This window comes from Bacillus infantis, assembly GCF_050107595.1.
Lineage (GTDB): Bacteria > Bacillota > Bacilli > Bacillales > Cytobacillaceae > Bacillus_AB > Bacillus_AB infantis_C.
This window is the reverse complement of the sequence record NZ_JBNILH010000015.1, coordinates 23,192-43,082: the sequence shown is the minus strand read 5'-3', so window position 1 is coordinate 43,082 and position 19,891 is coordinate 23,192. Positions and strand designations below refer to the sequence as shown.

Annotated in this window: 17 protein-coding genes and 1 pseudogene; 7 read left to right on the top strand and 11 right to left on the bottom strand. The window is 46.1% G+C overall.

All coding sequences use genetic code 11. The features are described 5' to 3' along the window. Positions 1-58: 58 nt before the first annotated feature. The 4 genes from ACQCVH_RS23330 to ACQCVH_RS23315 all read right to left on the bottom strand — a co-directional run bounded on the left by ACQCVH_RS23330 (position 59) and on the right by ACQCVH_RS23315 (position 3,802). Positions 59-826: an iron ABC transporter ATP-binding protein gene (locus ACQCVH_RS23330; RefSeq protein ID WP_426837986.1), complete on the bottom strand. Its 768-nt coding sequence runs from the start codon at positions 824-826 to the stop codon at positions 59-61. Continuing rightward, the gene (locus tag ACQCVH_RS23325) at positions 823-1,779 is read right to left on the bottom strand and encodes an iron chelate uptake ABC transporter family permease subunit (protein WP_426837985.1); all 957 of its coding nucleotides are present in this window, start codon (positions 1,777-1,779) and stop codon (positions 823-825) included. The genes ACQCVH_RS23330 and ACQCVH_RS23325 overlap by 4 nt, the downstream gene beginning before the upstream one ends. Further along, positions 1,766-2,722, bottom strand: coding sequence for an ABC transporter permease (locus ACQCVH_RS23320; RefSeq protein WP_426837984.1), 957 nt, complete (start codon positions 2,720-2,722; stop codon positions 1,766-1,768). Before ACQCVH_RS23320 ends, ACQCVH_RS23325 begins: the two co-directional genes overlap by 14 nt. Positions 2,723-3,067: 345 nt before the next feature. Then, positions 3,068-3,802, bottom strand: a complete 735-nt coding sequence (locus ACQCVH_RS23315; RefSeq protein ID WP_426837983.1) for a transposase — start codon at positions 3,800-3,802, stop codon at positions 3,068-3,070. 510 nt (positions 3,803-4,312) lie between these two features. Here ACQCVH_RS23315 and ACQCVH_RS23310 point away from each other — a divergent pair. The 3 genes and pseudogenes from ACQCVH_RS23310 (at position 4,313) to ACQCVH_RS23305 (ending at position 6,880) form a co-directional block, all read left to right on the top strand. After that, positions 4,313-5,182 carry a hypothetical protein gene (locus ACQCVH_RS23310; protein WP_426837981.1) on the top strand — a complete coding sequence of 290 codons (870 nt, stop codon included), beginning with the start codon at positions 4,313-4,315 and terminating at the stop codon, positions 5,180-5,182. Between the two features lie 15 nt (positions 5,183-5,197). Further along, a pseudogene (locus ACQCVH_RS25435) lies at positions 5,198-5,407 on the top strand (hypothetical protein); the annotation flags it as partial. 138 nt (positions 5,408-5,545) lie between these two features. After that, a complete protein-coding gene (locus ACQCVH_RS23305) occupies positions 5,546-6,880 on the top strand; it encodes a right-handed parallel beta-helix repeat-containing protein (RefSeq protein WP_483964307.1) in 1,335 nt (444 codons plus the stop codon). A 74-nt stretch (positions 6,881-6,954) separates the two neighbouring features. On the opposite strand, the gene ACQCVH_RS23300 is transcribed toward ACQCVH_RS23305, so the two are convergent. Beyond that, positions 6,955-7,686 (bottom strand): plasmid pRiA4b ORF-3 family protein, encoded by a 732-nt coding sequence (locus ACQCVH_RS23300; RefSeq protein WP_426837979.1) that lies wholly within the window; start codon positions 7,684-7,686, stop codon positions 6,955-6,957. A 254-nt stretch (positions 7,687-7,940) separates the two neighbouring features. On the opposite strand from ACQCVH_RS23300, the gene ACQCVH_RS23295 reads away from it, so the two are divergent. Beyond that, entirely contained in the window at positions 7,941-9,983 is a 2,043-nt protein-coding gene (locus ACQCVH_RS23295) for a S9 family peptidase (protein WP_426837978.1), read from the top strand. Between the two features lie 134 nt (positions 9,984-10,117). On the opposite strand, the gene ACQCVH_RS23290 is transcribed toward ACQCVH_RS23295, so the two are convergent. The 6 genes from ACQCVH_RS23290 to ACQCVH_RS23265 form a co-directional block, all read right to left on the bottom strand. Continuing rightward, complete coding sequence (locus tag ACQCVH_RS23290) at positions 10,118-11,413, bottom strand: aldehyde dehydrogenase (RefSeq protein ID WP_426837977.1); 1,296 nt, start codon at positions 11,411-11,413, stop codon at positions 10,118-10,120. Between the two features lie 308 nt (positions 11,414-11,721). After that, positions 11,722-12,576, bottom strand: a complete 855-nt coding sequence (locus ACQCVH_RS23285) for a malate synthase (RefSeq protein ID WP_426837976.1) — start codon at positions 12,574-12,576, stop codon at positions 11,722-11,724. 337 nt (positions 12,577-12,913) lie between these two features. Continuing rightward, a complete protein-coding gene (locus tag ACQCVH_RS23280; protein WP_426837975.1) occupies positions 12,914-14,140 on the bottom strand; it encodes a DUF819 family protein in 1,227 nt (408 codons plus the stop codon). Positions 14,141-14,292: 152 nt separating this feature from the next. Further along, positions 14,293-14,922 carry a type 1 glutamine amidotransferase family protein gene (locus ACQCVH_RS23275; protein ID WP_426837974.1) on the bottom strand — a complete coding sequence of 210 codons (630 nt, stop codon included), beginning with the start codon at positions 14,920-14,922 and terminating at the stop codon, positions 14,293-14,295. 76 nt (positions 14,923-14,998) lie between these two features. After that, entirely contained in the window at positions 14,999-15,961 is a 963-nt protein-coding gene (locus tag ACQCVH_RS23270) for a helix-turn-helix transcriptional regulator (protein ID WP_426837973.1), read from the bottom strand. Positions 15,962-16,173: 212 nt separating this feature from the next. Next, on the bottom strand, positions 16,174-16,662 hold the full coding sequence (locus tag ACQCVH_RS23265; RefSeq protein WP_426837972.1) for a pyridoxamine 5'-phosphate oxidase family protein: 489 nt from the start codon (positions 16,660-16,662) through the stop codon (positions 16,174-16,176). Positions 16,663-16,812: 150 nt separating this feature from the next. On the opposite strand from ACQCVH_RS23265, the gene ACQCVH_RS23260 reads away from it, so the two are divergent. From ACQCVH_RS23260 to ACQCVH_RS23250, 3 genes are all read left to right on the top strand, one after another. Then, positions 16,813-18,510, top strand: a complete 1,698-nt coding sequence (locus tag ACQCVH_RS23260; RefSeq protein ID WP_426837971.1) for a M3 family oligoendopeptidase — start codon at positions 16,813-16,815, stop codon at positions 18,508-18,510. A gap of 104 nt (positions 18,511-18,614) precedes the next feature. Then, the gene (locus ACQCVH_RS23255) at positions 18,615-19,271 is read left to right on the top strand and encodes a Type 1 glutamine amidotransferase-like domain-containing protein (RefSeq protein WP_426837969.1); all 657 of its coding nucleotides are present in this window, start codon (positions 18,615-18,617) and stop codon (positions 19,269-19,271) included. A gap of 109 nt (positions 19,272-19,380) precedes the next feature. Then, positions 19,381-19,830, top strand: coding sequence for a hypothetical protein (locus ACQCVH_RS23250; RefSeq protein WP_426837967.1), 450 nt, complete (start codon positions 19,381-19,383; stop codon positions 19,828-19,830). Positions 19,831-19,891 lie beyond the last annotated feature (61 nt).

Genomic DNA, 19,891 nt, shown 5'->3' with positions numbered 1-19,891 from the left:
CAATCCCTGCGAAATAGCCTTCTAGTAGACTATTTTGCAGGGATTGCTCATAATTTTTTCAAGCATGAGAGTTAAAATAAACGCAAATACGGCACCCATTCTGCTCCTGAATAGGTATGTCCATATCATAAATCTCCCGCAATGCATCGGAATTGATAATCTCATTGGTTTTGCCGTTCTTCACGAGCTTCCCATTTTTCAAGGCGACAATGCGGTCTGAATATACAGACGCAAAGTTAATATCATGCAGCACGATGACAACTGTTTTGCCAAGCTCATCTACAAGCCTGCGCAAAATTTTCATTATCTGAACAGAGTGCTTCATATCTAGGTTATTCAGCGGTTCATCCAGCAAAATATAATCCGTATCCTGTGCAATGACCATGGCAATGAACGCCCGCTGCTTCTGCCCGCCTGACAGTTCATCCAGAAACTGATCCTGCATTTCCAGCAAATTCATATATTCAAGCGCCTGCTCCACAAGTTTTTCATCCTCGGCAGTCAGACGGCCTTTTGAATACGGATAGCGGCCAAACGAAACCAGCTCACGCACGGTCAAGCGGACATTGATATAATTGGACTGCTTTAAAATAGAAACGCGTCTGGCGAATCCATTTGACTTCCATTTCTTAATATTATTTTTATCCAGCAGAACTTCACCTGTGTCTGAATCCAGTAAACGGCTTACCATCGAAAGAAGTGTTGATTTACCAGCACCGTTCGGCCCGATGAACGACGTAATCGTCCCCTGCTCAATTGTCACTGATACATCTTCCACAACAGGCTTTTTGCCAAAATGCTTTGTGAGTCCTTTGATTTCTATCATCCTGCTGACCTACTTTCTTTTAATAATAAGTAAATGAAGTAAACGCCGCCGACAAAGTTGATAATAACACTTAATGTGGTACGCAGTTCAAAGATATGCTCTACAAGGAACTGGCCGCCGACCAGGGCAATGACACTGATCAGGCTGGCGCCCAGTATTAGCACAGAATGCTTATAGGTCACCAAAAATTGATATGAAAGATTGGCTACAATCAGGCCAAAGAACGTAATCGGCCCCACTAATGCGGTCGAAGTGGCAATCAGCACGGACGACAGGATCAGAATATTCATCACCATTCGGTCATAGTTGATCCCAAGATTCATCGCATTGTCGCGTCCAAGCGACATCACATCCAGCTGCCCCATGATGCGGAACCCGTAAATGAACGCTGCAAGCAGGATGCCTGCTGCAATCATTAATAAATCAGATTTCACATTGGTAAAAGTCGCAAACAAGCGGCTTTGAAGACTTAAATATTCGACTGGATCGATGATAACCTGCAAGAAGGTCACAAGGCTGCCGAGCAGCGTCCCGATGATCATCCCGATTAACAGAAGCAGATATATAGGATATTTATCAGCCCTGAATAAGAAGCGATAAAGCAGGAGCGCAAACAAGACCATCGCAAAAATCGCAGTCCCGAAATTCAAATATTTATTCAGCACCCAGACAGACATCGACCCGCCGAAAAAGTAGATCAGGGTCTGCACCACTTCATACATGGAGCCAAGCCCCATCATCGAAGGCGTCAGGATGCGGTTATGGGTAATGGTCTGGAACACGACCGTCGAATACGCAATCGCCGTTCCTGTTATCACCATGGCTGCTATTTTAATCATCCGCCTTGGGAAGGCGTAGTCAAAGCCGCCTTTTATATCGTAAAAAGCATAGAATAATATACTAATAATGGCCAGTACGGCAAGGAATATCAGTTTCGTACTATTTTTTCGCATATGCTCTCCCCCTAAACAGCATAATTAAGAAGATCGCACTGCCGATTACTGCCACTGTTACATTGACCGGAATCTCGTATGGATGGATCACAATCCGCCCGATGATGTCGCAAATGAGCAGGAAAACAATCCCCAATAAAGCGGTATGCGGGATGGACTTGCGCAGATTATCGCCCAGGTAAAGCGAAACGATATTCGGCACAATCAAGCCAAGGAACGGAATGACACCGACTGTCAGCACGACAGTTGTAGAAATGATGGCAACCAGGATCAGCCCCAGGTTCAGCACAACCTTATAGCTCAGGCCCAGGTTCTTCGCAAAATCCTCACCCATGCCTGCCACCGTGAATTTATTCGCGTAAATATACGCCAGGATTACCGCTGGAACACTTATGTATAAAAGCTCATAACGGCCTGAAATAACTAACGTGAAGCTCCCCATCAGCCAGGAAGAAATATTCTGGAGAAGGTCTGCCTCATAAGCAAAAAACGTCGTGATCGAGGATAAAATATTCCCATACATAATCCCGATCAGCGGCACAAAAATAACATCCTTAAACTTCACCCGGTCGAGAATCTGCATGAAAACAAATGTCCCCGCCAAAGCAAACGCAAAGCTGAAAAGCACCTGCTGCGTATACGTCACATTCGTAAAAAACAGCATCGAAATCAAAATCCCCAGCTTCGCTGCATCCAGCGTACCGGCCGTCGTCGGCGACACAAACTTATTCCGGCTCAGAGACTGCATAATCAAGCCCGCAATACTCATCCCCGCTCCAGCCAGAATAATCGCCATCAACCGCGGCACCCGGCTGATCAGGAAAATCTGCGCCTCATCCGACTCCCAATCAAGCAAATCACTGACCCTGATATCAATCGCCCCAATAAAAAGCGACACACCAGACAAAACCAAAGCTGCAATTGTCAAAACCCATAGTTTCATAGCTTATCCTCTTAATTCTCTGTCTCTATTAACAGTCATTTCAGTTGATAATGATTATCATCCTTAGTTAGTTTTATTATATGACAAGGATTGGGAAAAATCAAAGGGGAATTTGGCGGGCTGGGTGTGTGGCCGGAGGGGCAGGTTCCTTCGCTCATTTTGGGCCGGGGGGTCAGGTTCCTTGGCCCACTTTTCGGGGAAGCCACGGGGTCAGGTCACCTAGCAGAGGAGCCACGGGGTCAGACCCCCTGGCCCACTTTCTCCAAATGAGCCACGGGAAGCCACGGGGGGCAGGTTCTCTGGCCCTCTTTCCCCAAATGAGCCACGGGACCTGGCCCTGCGGCCTCAATCCAACCGCTGAATTACGCTTCTCGATACCCCCGTAACTCTTGATAATTGCCTGTCAGAGACTCCTTCTAGTTTTCTTAACTCTTTTAAAATCGTATTTCGCTTTGGTTTGTTCATTTGCTGCAGCATACTGGTGTTATGAATTCCGATTTCACGTATATAGCTGATCAGCTGTTCATCTGTTTTACGCGAAGATGGAGTATCTTCCAGGCACTCATCTTGGTTTAGTGCATTCATGTATTCTTTGAATAAGGTTATGGATTCGTCTTTGTTTTTGGAGAATAGCTTAAGGACAGCCGCGGTGCTTAATGGGCTTGATGGAGAAGTGTAATCATGGATACTGGTCCATTTACTGGAGTATGCAGTCCTGGCCAGACCAGCTTTCAGAGGGTTTTGGTGAATGTAGCGAAGTACTTTGAGGAAATATGGTGTGGTTTCAACATTTTCACTTCGGAACCGGCCCTGGAACAGGTGGCCGCAGCGATCGTATTTAGTGTTATACCAATAAACATAGCTTGAGCTCAGGTTTTTGATTATATCTGATAGTGCTATTTCTTTTTCTTTCAGCAGCAGGTGAACGTGGTTATCCATAAGGCAGTAGGCGAAAAGATCGAAATCATATTCCTTCTTATATCTCAGTACCGTATAAATAAATCGCCGCCTATCTTCATCATCTTCAAAAATCGTCTGCTTATTAATCCCCCTTAACATCACATGATATATGCCCGTCATACTCTTCTTCCTTGCCTGTCTAGGCATTTGGCACCTCCATTCTTTAGCTGCAGGGACAGGCTATGCAGCCACGCAGTCCCTGGTTCATTCATCATATCTATTCGACCCAGAGTTAAAAACTCCTGCATTGGAGAGCCAGGGGGTCTGACCCCCTGGCTCAGTCTCAATAAAGAGCCAAGGGGTCTGACCCCCTGGCTCAAAGACCCCCCGGCCCAAATATCTAAATATCCCAAACAATTATCTAAAATCTTTTAATTGTTTTAAATTTTTTCTTCTATAGAATAGACCTATGAATCAGGAGGAGGGTGATTGTTTTCTTCTTTATGGAGTGATTTTATGTACAGTAGGACTGCCTCTCTACATAGCTTTTGAACTCTTCCATGGGTACTGCTTGATCAGCCTCAATGAAACTCAAAAAATCTGTCCCATTTACAAGTCCTGGCGCACCATTATGAGATTTAAAAGGAGTGGATATTTTTAAAAACGCTTTCTAAATTACGCAGTGTTTCCTTGGCTGCTTTGCTGATGGTATCGGCTTCAGCTCCGATGGCATCTGCTGCAGAAAAGAAAGAAATTACGGATGTTTCAAGCCTCAATTGGCAAAGCATCACTTTTGGCCAATCAACCGATCTAAATTTTTCAGCCAATGTGCTGCCTGAGAAAGTTGGCACAAACTATGCAGAGCCGGAAAATCCAGGCACGATTGATGGAAAAATCACATTGGAAAGCCGCGGCGGTAAGCTTGCTCCCGGGCACGATGGATTGACCTTTTACTATGCCAAGCTTAATCCTCACACTGATAATTTCGTCCTGGAAGCAGACATGACGATCGACCAGCTTGGGCCTGAAACTGGCGCGAATCCGAGCGGCCAGGAAGGTGCCGGGATTATGGTGCGTGACGCCATTGGCGGTGCCAGGCAGGATCCAATGATTCCGGGCTATGAAGAAGTTCCGGCAGCTTCCAATATATTTGGCGTCGGCATGATGCGTCACGGTGTTTCTCCCATCTACCGGACAGGGGTCCAGTATCCATGGGGCAATCTCGGAAGCCAGCTAAAGGCTTCAGGGTTCACAACAGATTCGAAATACGCTCTTCCGATCGGGACACCGGTAAAAGTAAAGCTTGAAAGAACAGATACAGAACTCATTATGTCTACCACTTTTACACATACAGGTGAAGAGAAAACGTTTGAACAAAGAGTCAAAGGCGCTGATTTAGTTCAGGTGATCGATCCTGACAATATGTATGTCGGGTTTTATGCATCAAGAAATGCCAAAATGACGATTGAAAATGCTAAGCTGACGGTGAGCGAAGCCCATACAGTCCCGTCAGAGCCAGTACAGCCTGCACCTGCGAGTCCATCAATGAATATCGTTTAAGCAGAACAGGTCGGTTCTGAAAACTATGATCTGAAGGTGCGTGCCAATTATAACGGAACGGTTACTGTAAAGAAAGGTGGCGAGGAAGTCGTCAGCAGCGCTGCCGTTCAAGCAAATGAAGCTTACACCTTCAATACAAAACTGCTGCAGGATACAGCTAAATTCAGCGTAACCTATACACCTGCAGAAGGTCCATCAACGTCTCCGATTACAAAAGAGATCACAGTGACAAAGAAGATTTACAACAGCGGCAAAGGTTTGTTTGTCTCCCCTGATGGAAGCAGTTCAGCAAAAGGAACGATCGAGGATCCAATCGATCTGGAAACAGCAATTAAGTATGTTCTCCCTGGTGAGACTATTTTTATGCGTGAAGGCGTCTATACCCCTGCTAATGTGGTCAAGATTGAGAAGGCATATAGCGGGACAAAGGATCAGATGAAAATATTGGCCGCTTTTAATGGTGAAAAAGTAGTGATTGATGGCCAAGGAAAACTGAGCAATGTTCTGCAATTGAATGCAGACTACTGGAGAATTTTTGGCATTCAGATTACCAAATCGGCTTCGACCGGCATGAGGCTCAGCGGGGATCATAATATCATTGAGCAAATGCTTTTCAACTATAACGGCGACACCGGGTTCCATATCAGCGGCAGCGGCTCAAACCCTGACTTATGGCCAAAACATAATTTAATTTTAAACAGTGAATCGCATGATAACCGCGATGCGTCTGATATCAATGCAGACGGCTTTGCAGCCAAACTGGGTGTCGGTGTTGGCAATGTGTTCAGAGGCAATATTGCCCACCACAATATCGATGACGGCTGGGACCTGTACAACCGAACCAATGAGGGCGCCAATATGCCAGTCACAATCGAAGGAAATATATCCTACTCCAATGGCAAGCTCAGCAGTGGCTACAACACGGAAGGCACCTCCGGAAGCGGCTTTAAAGTCGGCGGCGAAGGCCTGCCCGTTGCCCATATCCTCCGGAACAACCTTGCATTCGACAATAATATGGACGGGTTCACAGACAACTTCAGCCCTGGAAAAATGATCGTCGAAAATAATACATCCTTTGATAACAAGCGCTTCAACTATATCTTTAGAATCAACCCGTACTTTTCATCGGAAGAACAAGGTACTTTTAAAAACAACCTCTCCTTCCGCACAAAATCCGGTGCGCTGGAAGACTTTGTGTCAGGTAACAAGGACCACACAAATTTCTTTTATGACGGAACACAAACCATCAACAGCAAAGGAACCGCCATTACTGCGAAAGACTTTGTCAGTGTAGAAGTTCCCGAGAAATTTGCAAGAGACGAAGATGGAAACATTCTTTATGGCAACTTCCTGCGCCCTGCACCAGAGAGCTTGCTCAACACTGCAGGCACAGACAATAGAACAGTCGGAGCCTTGGCGGCGAATCCGGTATCGATTACTGTTGAAGGCCCTGGTTCGTTAAGAGAAGGCGAATCTTCACAACTTATCGTGAAAGGCACCTACTTTGACGGCACTAAAAAGGTGATAACATCTGGGTTGGTGTTTAGGAGTGAAGATGAGTCTATTATTTCTGTTGAAGGGGGGACAATTAAGGCTGGTAAGAAAGGGAAAACGAGAGTGTTTGTTTCATATAATGGGCTGGAAGCTAGTTTGCAGGTGCCTGTGAAGCAGATGCCTCCGGGTCAGGCTAAGAAATGAGCCAGGGGGTCAGGTCCCTTGGCCCAGTCTAGAAAAAAGAGCCAAGGGGTCTGTCCCCTTGGCTCTTCCTGGTTTTACTTCCTATACTTATCCTCAATAACCTCGTATCTTTCGTGGTTAATCTTAGCCCACTCAGTCTTCTTATAATGAAGCCCTTTTAATCTTCTATTAATGGAGGCAGAGTTATATTCCCGGAAATACGCCGATTCGGCCCAGGCTTTCATATCCTCATGTGCTGGATGCTTCTCATCCCGATAAGCCTCTAGAAACTCATAGAATCCATGCATCCCGCCCACATCTTCAGGAGGTGCTGTTTCTGCTCCATCAAGCAGGGTTGGAAAACCAAAGTAGTAGTCATCTACAGTCTGCTCAAGCTTCACGTTGAAACGCCAGCCATCACCAAAATCATAGGAATATTTGATTTCCTTATACGTCTCCAGATAATCATCGATCTTTAAACCGGTAGGCTTGCGCACTTCAATTTTCAATCTTTCCTGATAATTCTTCTCAAAATCCAACATTTCCACTGGCATTGATTTCAGCCGCTCTTCATACATGGCTTTGTTCTTCTTAAAATGCTGATGCTCAAGATAAGCTTCTTCATTATCTGTAACAATCCTCTGATCCTCAATCAGGTCAAACTCAAAAAGGTGGTAACCTTCATCAGGGTACCCACTCTGAAAATTGGTTACGTTCTGAATGACATCATGAAGCCTCTTATACGTTGCTCCCGCTGGCATAATGACCTTTCTCCATATTAGCGGGTTCGACCCTTCTAATTCTATTCTTAGAATATATGATTTCAATGAATTTCGCCCCTTTCCTATTTGGTGGTGAGCCAGGGGGACAGGTCCCCTGGCCCATTCTTAAATTATGATTGGCCAAAACAAGCAGCGTTTTCTCTATTATAACCGATGAAGCGGAGCCACAGGGACAGGCCCCGTGGCCCAGTCATAAAAAGAGCCAAGGTACCTGTCCCCTTGGCCCAGCCCTCCACTCAAAAAGAGGATTTCCCCCCCACCACCTCGAAACTATTACCAACAACGAAAGGAGAATCCCAATGAAACCACCTATTGCAAAATGCATTCCCCACCCGCACAACCTGCATGGGGATGTGCGCGAGGACGACTATTATTGGCTGAGGGACCGCAACAATCCGGAGGTCATTACTTACCTGGAGGAAGAAAATCGTTATTACGATGAAATCATGCGCCCATTGGAGGAGCAGACCGAGCAGCTTTATCAAAGCATGGTTGACCGTGTTCCAGATTCAGAGGTGAAGGTGCCGGTGCAGCATGGACCGTACTTCTACTATTCTTTCCTGGACAAAGACAAGCAGTATCCGATATATGCACGCAAGAAAGCAGCAAACCGCGAGCAGCTGACGGAAGCACAAGAGGAAGTGATACTGGATCTGAACAAGTTAGCCGCTGAGGGTGATTATTTAAGTGTAACGCTGCAGCGTATAAGCACAGATCATAACCGCCTGGCATATTTGGAGAATCGTGATGGCACCGACCGATATACCATTTATGTGAAGGACTTGGAAACAGGTGAGCTGCTGCCGGACAAAGTTCCGGATGTCTTTATCCATGGCAGCATGGAGTTGAGTGAGTGCGGAAAGTATATTTTCTACATAACAGTTGATGAAAGTCAGCGGCCTTACCAGCTGTGGCGGCACCGACTGGGAAGTGAAAACAGCAGTGATGAACTGCTATATGAAGAGAAAGACATAACATTCTCTTTGTATGTGTCTAAATCGCAAAGCGGTAAATATATTTTTGCCCATTCCAGGTCAAAGACGACGAGCGAGGTTCGCCTGTTGGATGCTTCTTCCCCGTTGACTCCTTTGCAGCTAATAGATGAGCGTCGGGAGGGAATAGAATACAGTGTCGAGCATTGGGAAGATAACCTGCTTATTCTGACCAATGAGGATGCGTTAAACTTTCAGCTGCTTCGCTGCCCGGCCGATGACCTTTCTTCACGTGAAAAAGTTGTTGAACACAGCGAGAATCGCTATCTTCAAGCTATGTACCCGTTTCGGGATGCGCTGCTTCTTTCTGGCCGTGAGAACGGGCTGACGCAAATTTGGGTATTGCGCGATGGTGAGCTGGAGCGTATTGAATGGGATGAGTCTCTCTATACAGTATCCATTTTACCCGGCCAAAGCTATGAAACAGCAGAGGCACTTCTTCAATATGAGTCCTTGGTTACGCCAAAAACCATATACGGACTGAATCTGCTAACGGGCGAGAGGAACTCTTTGCAAGTTGCACCTGTCAGCGGGGAATATGATCCGTCCCTCTTCCAGCAAGAGCAGCTGTGGGCGACTGCCGCGGATGGAGTCCAAGTCCCGCTGAGCGTTGTTTATCGGAAAGGTACGCTGGACAATGGGCCTGCACCATTAATTTTGTATGCCTATGGATCATATGGAGCAAACAGCGACCCGCGTTTTGATCCGTATCGCCTGCCTCTGCTGGAAAAAGGGGTCATCTATGTCACGGCACAAGTGCGCGGCGGTTCCGAAATGGGACGGAATTGGTATGAGGATGGAAAGATGCAGAACAAGCGGAACACGTTCACCGATTTCATTGCTGCCGGGAAGTATCTTGTTGAACAAGGCTACACATCCTCAAGTCAGATGGCAGCCTACGGCGGCAGTGCGGGCGGCTTGCTCGTCGGCGCAGTGGCCAATATGGCCGGTGATCTGTTCCAGGTGGCCGTTCCGGCAGTTCCGTTCGTCGATGTTGTCACAACCATGCTCGATGCAACCATTCCCCTCACCACCCTGGAATGGGATGAATGGGGCAATCCTGAAAATCAAGAAGACTATTTTTATATGAAATCATATAGCCCTTACGACAATGTAGAGGCCAAGAACTATCCGCATATGTATATCACAACCGGTCTGAACGACCCGCGGGTTGCATACTGGGAACCAGCCAAATGGGCTGCACGACTAAGAGCCTTGAAAACGGATAACAACACCCTTGTCCTCAAGACCAACATGGGTGCCGGCCACTTCGGTGCTTCAGGCCGTTTCAACCACTTGAAAGAAACTGCGGCATGTTATGCGTTTATTTTGGATAAGATTAGGCCATAGGGACAGGTCCCGTGGCTCAAAACTGAGAAAGAACCAAGGGGTCTGTCCCCTTGGCTCTTCGTCTTAAGCCAGAGGGACAGACCCCCTGGCCCAAACCAAAAAGAGCCAAGGGACCTGTCCCCCTTGGCTCTTTCTTATCGTTTCAACACACTCTTAAAGTGAGTGAATGTATCAAAGCTAGCTTTCCCGTGATAGGCTCCCATGCCGCTCGCGCCTACGCCTCCGAATGGAAGGTAGTGGGACGTCATGTGGTTGATGGTATCGTTGATGGATCCTCCGCCGAAGGAGATTGTGCCAAGAATTTCGTCCTGTACCGATTCATCATTTGAGAATAGGTAGAGAGCGAGCGGTTTAGGGCGGTTCATGATCGGCTCAATGATTTCGTCCAAGTTATCATAGGTCATAACAGGCAGGATTGGCCCAAAGATTTCATCTTGCATGACGGCATCCTCCCATGAGATGTGATCAAGAATTGTCGGTTCAATGATAAGCTCGTCGCGGTTATGCTGACCGCCTGTCACAATGCTTCCGTTGTCAAGGAAACCGACAAGGCGATCAAAGTGCCGCTTACTGACAACGTGCCCGAAGTTTGGATTCTCAACAATATTCTCACCGAAAGCCGCAGTGATGACTTCTTTGAACTTGCTCATCAGTTCATCCTTCACGCTGCTGTGGACGAGAAGATAATCCGGTGCCACGCATGTTTGGCCGGCATTGGCGAATTTTCCGCGCACAATGCGCAGTGCGGCTTCGTTAAGGTCGGCATCTTTATGCACGATCGTCGGGCTTTTTCCGCCGAGCTCAAGCGTCGTTGGCGTGAGATGTTTGGCCGCCGCTTCCGCTACGATCTTACCAACGCCTGTGCTGCCTGTGAAGAAAATATAGTCAAAGTCTTCTTTCAGAAGGGCAGTGCTTGTTTCTACTTCACCCTCCACCACGCGAAGATATTCTTCAGGGAAGTTGTCATTAATCATAACAGACAGCAGCGCAGATGTTTTCGGTGTAAGTTCCGATGGCTTCAGCACGGCTGTGTTCCCGGCAGCAATAGCGCCTACAAGCGGTGTCACAGCAAGCTGGAACGGGTAGTTCCAAGGTGCAATCACCAGTGCGGAGCCAAACGGCTCAGGTTTAATAAAGCTTCTGGCGCCTTCATGGGACGCTGGTGTCGGCACTTCTTTCACTGCTGCCCATTCTTCAAGATTTTCCAGCATATAGTCAATCTCACCGATGACAAGTCCAACCTCGGCACGCTTCGCTTCAAGCTCGGATTTATTCAAATCTTGCTTCACAGCATCAACGATATCCTGTTCATGCTTTAGCACAAGGGATTTTAATGTATTTAATGTGCGGAGTCGGAAAGAAACGCTTTTCGTTTCTCCTGAACGGAAATAGGCGCGTTGTTTATTCAAAAGCTCTTGATAGTTTTCCATCATGAACACTCCTTTGTATTGAAAACTCTATTGATTTTATAGATTGGAACCAAAGCGTCTGGGATTGATTATTCCTCTTCCCATATGGCTTTGCCCAACTAATTGAGGCATTAATTGTTGACTCGACATACTATAGTACAGAAATTTTTTATAAGCAAGGAACCTGCCCGGGCCAGGGGGCCGGGTCTCCTGGCCCAAACTCAAAAAGAGCCAGGGGGTCAGACCCCTTGGCTCTCTCGGCCACAGGGACTGACCCCCTGGCACAAACAAAAAGAGCCAAGGGACCTGTCCCCTTGGCTCCCTCACCTCTAAATACGCATTAACGCGCCATTAGGCTTGGGCAAATCCTGCTCGACTATTTGATTCATCTTACAAAAATGCTCAAAAAATTGCTGTGCATGCTCCCGCTCTTTTGGGTCACTTTTCAACGACACTATATCACGCAAAGTTTGAGCCATCCATGAGTTTTCAAAGTATCGGTATTTCCCTGAATTCCATGTCATTTTTTGAGGGGATTTTTCATTCACATAATATTCCCAGAAGGGCATTTGTTCAGATTCCTCTTCTGTAAGCTGGAGTCTGTATGTTGAATGAGCCGGAATATTTCCATCTTCACAAAGCTTACCAACAAACTTCTCCTTCACCATGTAGACACCTAAGATACGCCTGTCTTTTTCAGGCTTACTGGGATCTACTGCTGTAAGCAGAACAGCGCTGTTTTGGTGCAGGCGGCTGGGTTTGTTTGGCTTCCCCTTGTTATTGCCGCTCTTAATAACACCAGAAAAAACCTTCCACTCTGAAAAAGAACTATCCTGTTCTTCTGCATCACACCAAAAAACCATTTGTGATTCTGGATGAAGCTTATGATTTTTCATCAGTTTTTCATATCCCAAGCGGAGTTCCTGACTTTTCCGATATCGATTCTTCTCTTCTTCCTTCTTCCTGTCTTCTTCCCTTCGCTCGTTTTCCTTATTTTGTATAATCACATCGAGTGATTTAGCCATCATTTCATCATGCAGTACCAGGTGCTCTCCAAATACATCAGGGAAAACAAACTTCTTCTTTTCCGATGCGAAATGTATCTCGATACTAGTGTCATTATGTTCAACTATACTCCCCATACCAAACAGCTTGTGCGTAACCTTCTTATTGATTAGATTCATTATTCTAATCCTCCTTGTATTGTAGAAAAACCCAGGAACTGTTTTTCATCTGACTAACTTTCCCAAAAGGCTGCACAATTGTTTGAGTTTCCTTCAGTTTGAAAAGGAAATTAAAAAAATATCCGAAATTCGATCTGCAAAACAATACAGCGGAATTCCGGATACGGCCAAAACACGTATAAAGCTATCATAACATTTTTTGGGTGGATTACAAATTTATAATTGACAGGAATTTTTATTCCGAGGTAAAATGTAGTTTTGTTCAAAAGAAATCCAAGGGGACAGACCCCCTGGCCCAAACACAAAAAGAGCCAAGGGACCTGTCCCCCCCGGCTCATTACATAAACCCCGAAAACCACAACCCCAACGTAGTCCCAACATAATTCCCAATAATGTACCCCAACGTTCCGACAACAAGAATCGGTCCAATCAGATCCTTCCATCCTTTTGCAATGGCCATGGCTGCCGCAGTTGTTGGGCCGCCGACATTGGCATTGCTGGCCAGAAGGATTTCTTCAAGGTCATATTTCAACAGTTTTCCAGCAGTCAATGACACAGCCAGATTCACCACTACAATAATGAATACAAATACCAGCAGCAGCGGCGCATTTTGAATAATCAGCGGAATGGATGCCGGAATCCCAATAACTACGAAGAACAAGTAAATGAGGTATGTACCGATTTCCTGGCTTCCGTTAATATACTCAAAATATCTCGGAAACAACGCAAGTGCCAGAAATGTTAAGGTCGTCAGCATTAAGTAATTGTCACCGAACAATCCATTCAGTAGATTTAAAAAGAAAGAAGTACCCTCCCCGGAAGGAATCAATCCGTCCATGAATGCTGCGATCTTAAAAGAAACCACCACAAGAAGGAAAGCAGTTCCTACAGACAACGCAATATCCTTCAAAGATATATCCTTTCGCTCCCAAAAGCTTTCCGCGAGTGTCTTCCCATCTTCTCTGATTCCTCCGCTTTCCACCTTTTCCACATGCGGAGCCCTAAAGCGTCTTCTAAAAAAGCCCACAGCCGGAATCATCATCAGAACGATGAAGTAAATCGCCATCATTAAATTGTCTGCAACAACTGCAGAAGAAACCATTCCCCCAGGCGCTTCAAACTTAGCTGCCATGGCTGCAAAGTTCACCCCGCCGCCAATATAAGAAGCACTAAGCATGGCACCGAGTTTATCAAGGACAGGTATATGATCCTTCAGTAAAAAGAAACTAATAATCACCCCGGCAACCGTCCCGATTGAACTGATCAGAAAAATAATCAGCAGACGCCCGCTTTCCTTCCATATTCTCTTAAAGTTCACATGAAACAGCAGCAGCGGAATGGCGAGCGGAATGATGAATGTCCAGATCGCATCATACACTGGCGACGCTGTTGGAATGATTCCGGTATTAGATAGAATAATAGCACCAATCAGGGCAATAATCGCACCAGAGATCTTCGCCGCCCAGCTGTAGCGCTGCTCCAGAATAATACTCGCCGAAGCCCACACCACAATAATCCCCCACAGCGTCACATAATCATCTGCTTTAATCAAAGATTCCTCCAAAACTTCTCCTCCCTTTCAGGATTTCTCTCACTACCGATATATTACCTACACAGAGCTGAAAATTCAAAATATTAGGCCGCAGAGTCGGAGCCAAGGGGTCAGACCCCCTGGCCCAATCTCAAAAAAAGAGCCAAGGGGTCTGTCCCGCCGGCTCATTGCACAGATTCAATTAGCTCAAAAAAGTGTTTCGGATTATGATTCTGATGCAGCCTGAACCATGCCTGCAATGTTTCCGGTTTGAGCACACCAAGCTGTTTCAAGACCTCTGCAGCAAATTCCAAGGGGGCTATGCCAGAAGCCGTAACCAAATTCCCATCTGCTGCTGCCGGCCCCTTTTGATAAAGTTTTTCTCCCGCATATAGGGGACAGACGGCTTTCAAGTATGAGAGATCATTGCTTGTGTGCCTTCTTGCATCCAGCAGCCCCTTCTTTGCCAGACCCAGGGTTGCACCGCAGATGGCGGCAACAGTGCTTCCCTTTTGCAGACAGTTTGAGGCTTCTTCCAGTATGGGCTCGTGAATAGGATCGAGCCAGGTATCTCCCCCCGGAAGAATTAAAATATCATGACTTTTCAAACTGCACTCTTCTATAGACATAACAGGTTGTATACGCAACCCGCCCATTGTCTTAACAGCATTTCTGTCCACACCAACGCTTATTACCTCAATAGGCGCCAGCTCTTTCCTGAAATACCTGCCTGAATTCAGCTCGGCAATCAGATACCCTGCCTCCCAGTCTGACATCGTATCAAAAACATAAAGATAAGCTTTTCTTTTTTGCATTATCAGGTCTCCTTATTCAGTCATTGGATCCCCATTATAAAAAAACTTCACTGACATCCCTTGTCAGTCTAGCTGCTTATTTCTGATAAAAATCTGCCAATTCATTTAAGACAACCAGCATCTTCTGCTTCAAGCTGGCCGGCTCTAAAATTCGAAGCGATTGGCCATAAGGCAGGAGCAAGTACGGCACATAAGTATGCAGGGCTTCTTTTTCCATAAGAAACTCCGCCTGTGCTGAGGTACGCTTTGTCAGATGGTGACCTAAAAACCAGTGCTGGCAAAAGTCATCCAGTGCGCTGGTGCTGCCGCTGACAACAAAGGGCACAAATTCCTGCGTTTGTTTTTTCTCCGGAAGCAGATTATTCATAAAAAATCCGCTGGCTGAAAAATCTGCTGGACGGTTAAAGGAGGAGCCGGTTTCAGCCACACCAGCCATCCTTCCCACTCTGAAACTGCGAATCTCATTCCTCAATTGGCAAAATGCAACCAGATACCACCGGCCGTTCCAATAAACAATACCGTATGGGTCAATCTTCCTCCGCTTAGGCTGGTCTTCACGGGCAGTATAATAGTCCATTTCCATCGAGACTTGCTTGATGACCCCTTGCTCCAGCTCCTTTAATAATGAATCTGCAGACAGCTCTGGGGCAGAACCGATCACATCCAGCCCTTCCACACGCTGCCTGACCAGGCTTTCCTGTTCCCAGGTTGAATACAGGGCCAGCTTTGAAGCAGCGGACTTCAATGCCTCTCCTGAAAAATATCCAGCCTCATTCGCCAAAGCAGCTGCTTGAAGCATGGCTGTCTTTTCCTCTGCACTGAACAGGAGAGGACTTTCTGTAAATTGCTGCAAAAGCGTATATCCGCCATGATGGCCGCCCTCCGCTATAATCGGGACACCGCTCGAACAAAGAGCATCAATATACCGGTAAACCGTCCTGATATTGACCTCCAATTTCTCAGCCATCTGCTTAGCAGTAGCCTTCCTCCCCGAGCTCAGCATCCAAAGAATCTGCAGCATTTGGTCTATCTTAGCCATCTAAACTCACCCTTATCATTCATAATTGAACGTTATCCTGCTCTTATTGTCGTATCACTTCCATTAGCATAACATATTGAGCTGGGGGGACAGACACCCTGGCCCGAGCCACCGGGACAGGTTCCCTGGCTCAAACGAAAAGAGCCAAGGGGACAGACCCCCTGGCTCCCCGCACAACCCACAAAAAAAGCCAAGGGACCTGTCCCCTTGGCTCACTTATCCATCTCAACCGTCTCATTAACTCCCGCTTCTTCTGCGTCCTGTCCTGTAATGCGCTTCAGCATAAAGACCGCTTTCTTCGTGAAGCTGCCGCTTTCCCAGTATTCGGCTGCTTCCGCCTTAACCTTGATGAGCACGACGCTCGGGTCATCATAAGAAGTCTGCATAATCTTCTCATACATTTTGCTCCACAGTTCCTTTTTCTTCCCTATATCCTCAACGATTTCCGCTCTGCCGCGGACAGAGACATAGGATTTGCCTGCATAGGCAACATTGACATCTTTGTCATGTAAGATTTCATCATATTTATCCGTCTCTTTTTTGGTAAAAAACCATAGGTCCCCATCAAACTCGACTTCCTGCGTTTTCATCGGGCGGGAAACCAGTCCTTCTTCAGAGACTGTTGTCAGCATGGCCGTATCCACATCTTTGATTAGCTCTCTCAGCGTTTCCATTTCTTCTTGTTTTAGCATATTTAACAATCCTCCATCTTCTCAAAGTTTATACATATATATTACCCTTTACACAATCTTTTAAAGCATTAGTCTGAAAAGCTAGAAATTATAGCTGGAATTCTATAATATGATTATTGAGACAATTAAAAAAATTAAAGGGGTAAGGGGAGCTATTTCATGTCACAAGATGTAAAACGCAATTATTATAAAGAATTAATCGATCTGCAGGATGCAGCAGGAGTCGAAGCTCAGCTTCAAGCTTTACTTGAGGTTCCGCTCGACTCCGTATCTGACCTGGAAAATTGGCTGAAGGCTGAAAAAGAATTAGGAATTAAAATTGATGAGGCCATGACTGGCCACCAGGTTGATTTTTACCGGGACACAGAGGATGCGGATATCAAATCGACTTATCTTCACGATCAGCAGGTCATCCAGCCGCTGTTGATGAAATATGAAGCAAAGCTGAATGAGAAATTCTGTGATTCTCCGTATGCCGCTCAATTAGATGACAAGCGTTACGGCTTGATGCGCCGCGTTCGCGAGTCCAAGGTTAAACTTTTCAGAGAAGAAAATATCCCATTGATGGTAAAAGAGCAGGAGCTCTCTACGAAGTACAGCGAAATCATAGCAGGGCTGACCGTTGAATGGGATGGCGAGGAAAAACCTTATCCATTTATCCAGTCCCAGCTCGATAATCTGGACAGAAGTGTCCGGGAAAAAGCTTATTACGCCATGCTGGAAGCCCACCGCCAAATCAAGCCCGATATGGACAGCATTATGGACGAGCTGGTTCAGCTGCGCCACCAAATCGCTTTAAATGCAGGCTTTGAAAATTACCGCGATTATATGTTTGTAGTGAAAAACCGTGAATATACAATCCAGGATTGCTATGACTTTCATGAAAATGTTGAAAAGCATATCATCCCTGCCTGGAACCGCCTCGCAGAGGTTTTCAAATCCAAGCTTGGCGTTGACACCTATCGTCCTTGGGATAACACCGCTAAATTGATGAAGAATCCGCCATATACAGAGGTATCTGATCTTATGGATGGCGTTTCTGAAATGCTGGGCAAGACGGATCCGTATTTTGCAGAGCGTTTCGATTATATGAGAGAAAATGGGCTGCTGGATCTTGGAGACCGGAAAGGCAAAAGCCCTGGCGGCTTCTGCACCACCTTGTCTGTTTCAGGAGATACCTTTGTATTTGCAAACTTCAGCCCATCCTTCTTCTCACTGATCGCCCTTATTCACGAAATGGGCCATGCAGTGAATGGATACCTCGAGTTTGCTGAGCACGGTCCTCTCGAAGAATACCAGCAGCGCATGGAAGTGGCGGAACTCTATTCCCATGGGATGGAATTGCTTTTACTCGACAAGCTCGACCGCTTCTATCCGGAAGAAGAAGACTTCAAGAGCGCACAGCGTGAAGAACTGAGACGGGCATTCACCATGCTGTACGGCCCATTGTCAGGAGACCTCTTCCAGCATTGGATGTACACCAATCCAAATCACACCGCCAAAGAGCGCGATGAAAAATACTTTGAAATCGCTAAACGATATGGCCTGAACCCGGTCGACACATCCGGTCTCGAAGACGTAATAGGCATTCTGTGGGCAGACACCCTGCACTACTTCCAAGTGCCTTTCTATAACATCGAATACTCCATCTCCATGCTTGGGTCTCTGCAAATCCTTGAGAACTATCACAACAACCCGGAGCAAGCCGTGGAATTATTTAAAAAAGGCGCCGGTGCCGACTACAATCAATCCATCGCAGATATCTATAAAGAAACCGGAGTCAGCTTCGACTTCTCCGAGCCTGCTGTTAAGCGGATGGGTGAATTTTTGGAGAAGGTTATTCAGGATATACATTGAGGAAGTCGGGGCTTGGGTGAGCCAGGGGGACAGACCCCCTGGCCCAGTCTCAAAAAGAGCCAAGGGGTCTGTCCCCCTGGCTCTTTTCTACTACGGAGGTACATATGAAAACTCACTACTATTTAGGCTGGTTTAACAATCATTTTCCTGAGAGTCTGAGCAAAGTGCTGCAGGAGGATATAATCAATAGAAAATCGCTTGTTATGATTAGCTCAAATCCATCAATTTATGAAGAAACCGGTGCCGCTGAACGCTCGTGGTTAGATCAGGCAGGTATTATGTTTGAAGAATATCATTTGATTAATTATAGTATCGCCAAGGAAGAGGCCCATACGCTAATTAAAAATACTTCAGTAATCTTCTTATTAGGCGGAAATACCGTTGAACTAAATAGGTTCCTCGCAGAATATGAGCTGTCGGACTCTATAAAAAAAAGCAGAGCCATTGTAATGGGAGCCAGCGCTGGTGCAATCAATATGTCTGCTCAATGGTTATGCTCGAAAAACCTTGGCTATAACGTTGAAGACAGCACTCTGTACAATGGAATCGGCCTTGACAATTTTGCCGTCCTTTCTCATTTTGACCTTGAACATAATCTCACGCTCGTTCAAAGTGAACTCTCGCCCTTATCAGAAGAAATGAATATCTATGCTTCGAACAAGGATTGTGCTGTGCGTGTTAAGGGAGACAAAATTGATATTTTAGGCACTGTTTATTTAATTTCCCGGTCAAAGATTCTGAGATTGGATGAAACGCTTTAGTTGCCGCGAGTTCCACAGCGAGCCAAGGGATGCCCCCTTGGCCCAGTCTTAAAAAGAGCCAAGGGGTCCGTCCCTCTGGTTCTCACAAAAAAATGTGGAGTGATTTAAATTGAGGTTTTTAAGATTGGTTGCATGTTTGCTATTTGTTTCTGTTTTAGCCGGATGTTTTGGAGAAGACTATGATTTTTCCCCGCCATCAGTTTCTCTATTTAATCCTGATGATATTAACCAAGAAGCGGCATTAGAAGAAGCGAATGTAGAGTGGGCTTTCGACGAACAATACAACAAGAAAACGGAGGATGTTCAAGCGTTAGCTAAGAAACAAGAAGTGATGTACTTCAATTCAGGCCAGAAAGTTCAATACCGCCTTGAAGATGGTCATTTTGATTCCGATGGAGTCAGTGTTTCCGTTTGGAAAAACGGCAGTGAGACAAAACTGAAATTAGAAAAAGGGCAATCTTTCTACTTACCAGAAGAAACTGGTGAATATATGATTGTGTTTGACCTTGACACAGATAAAGGCGATGCCCAGTATGTTGGAAGTATTGTCGTAGAGTGAGCCACAGGGTCAGACCCCCTGGCCCACCCACAAAAAGAGCCAAGGGGTCTGTCCCCCTGGC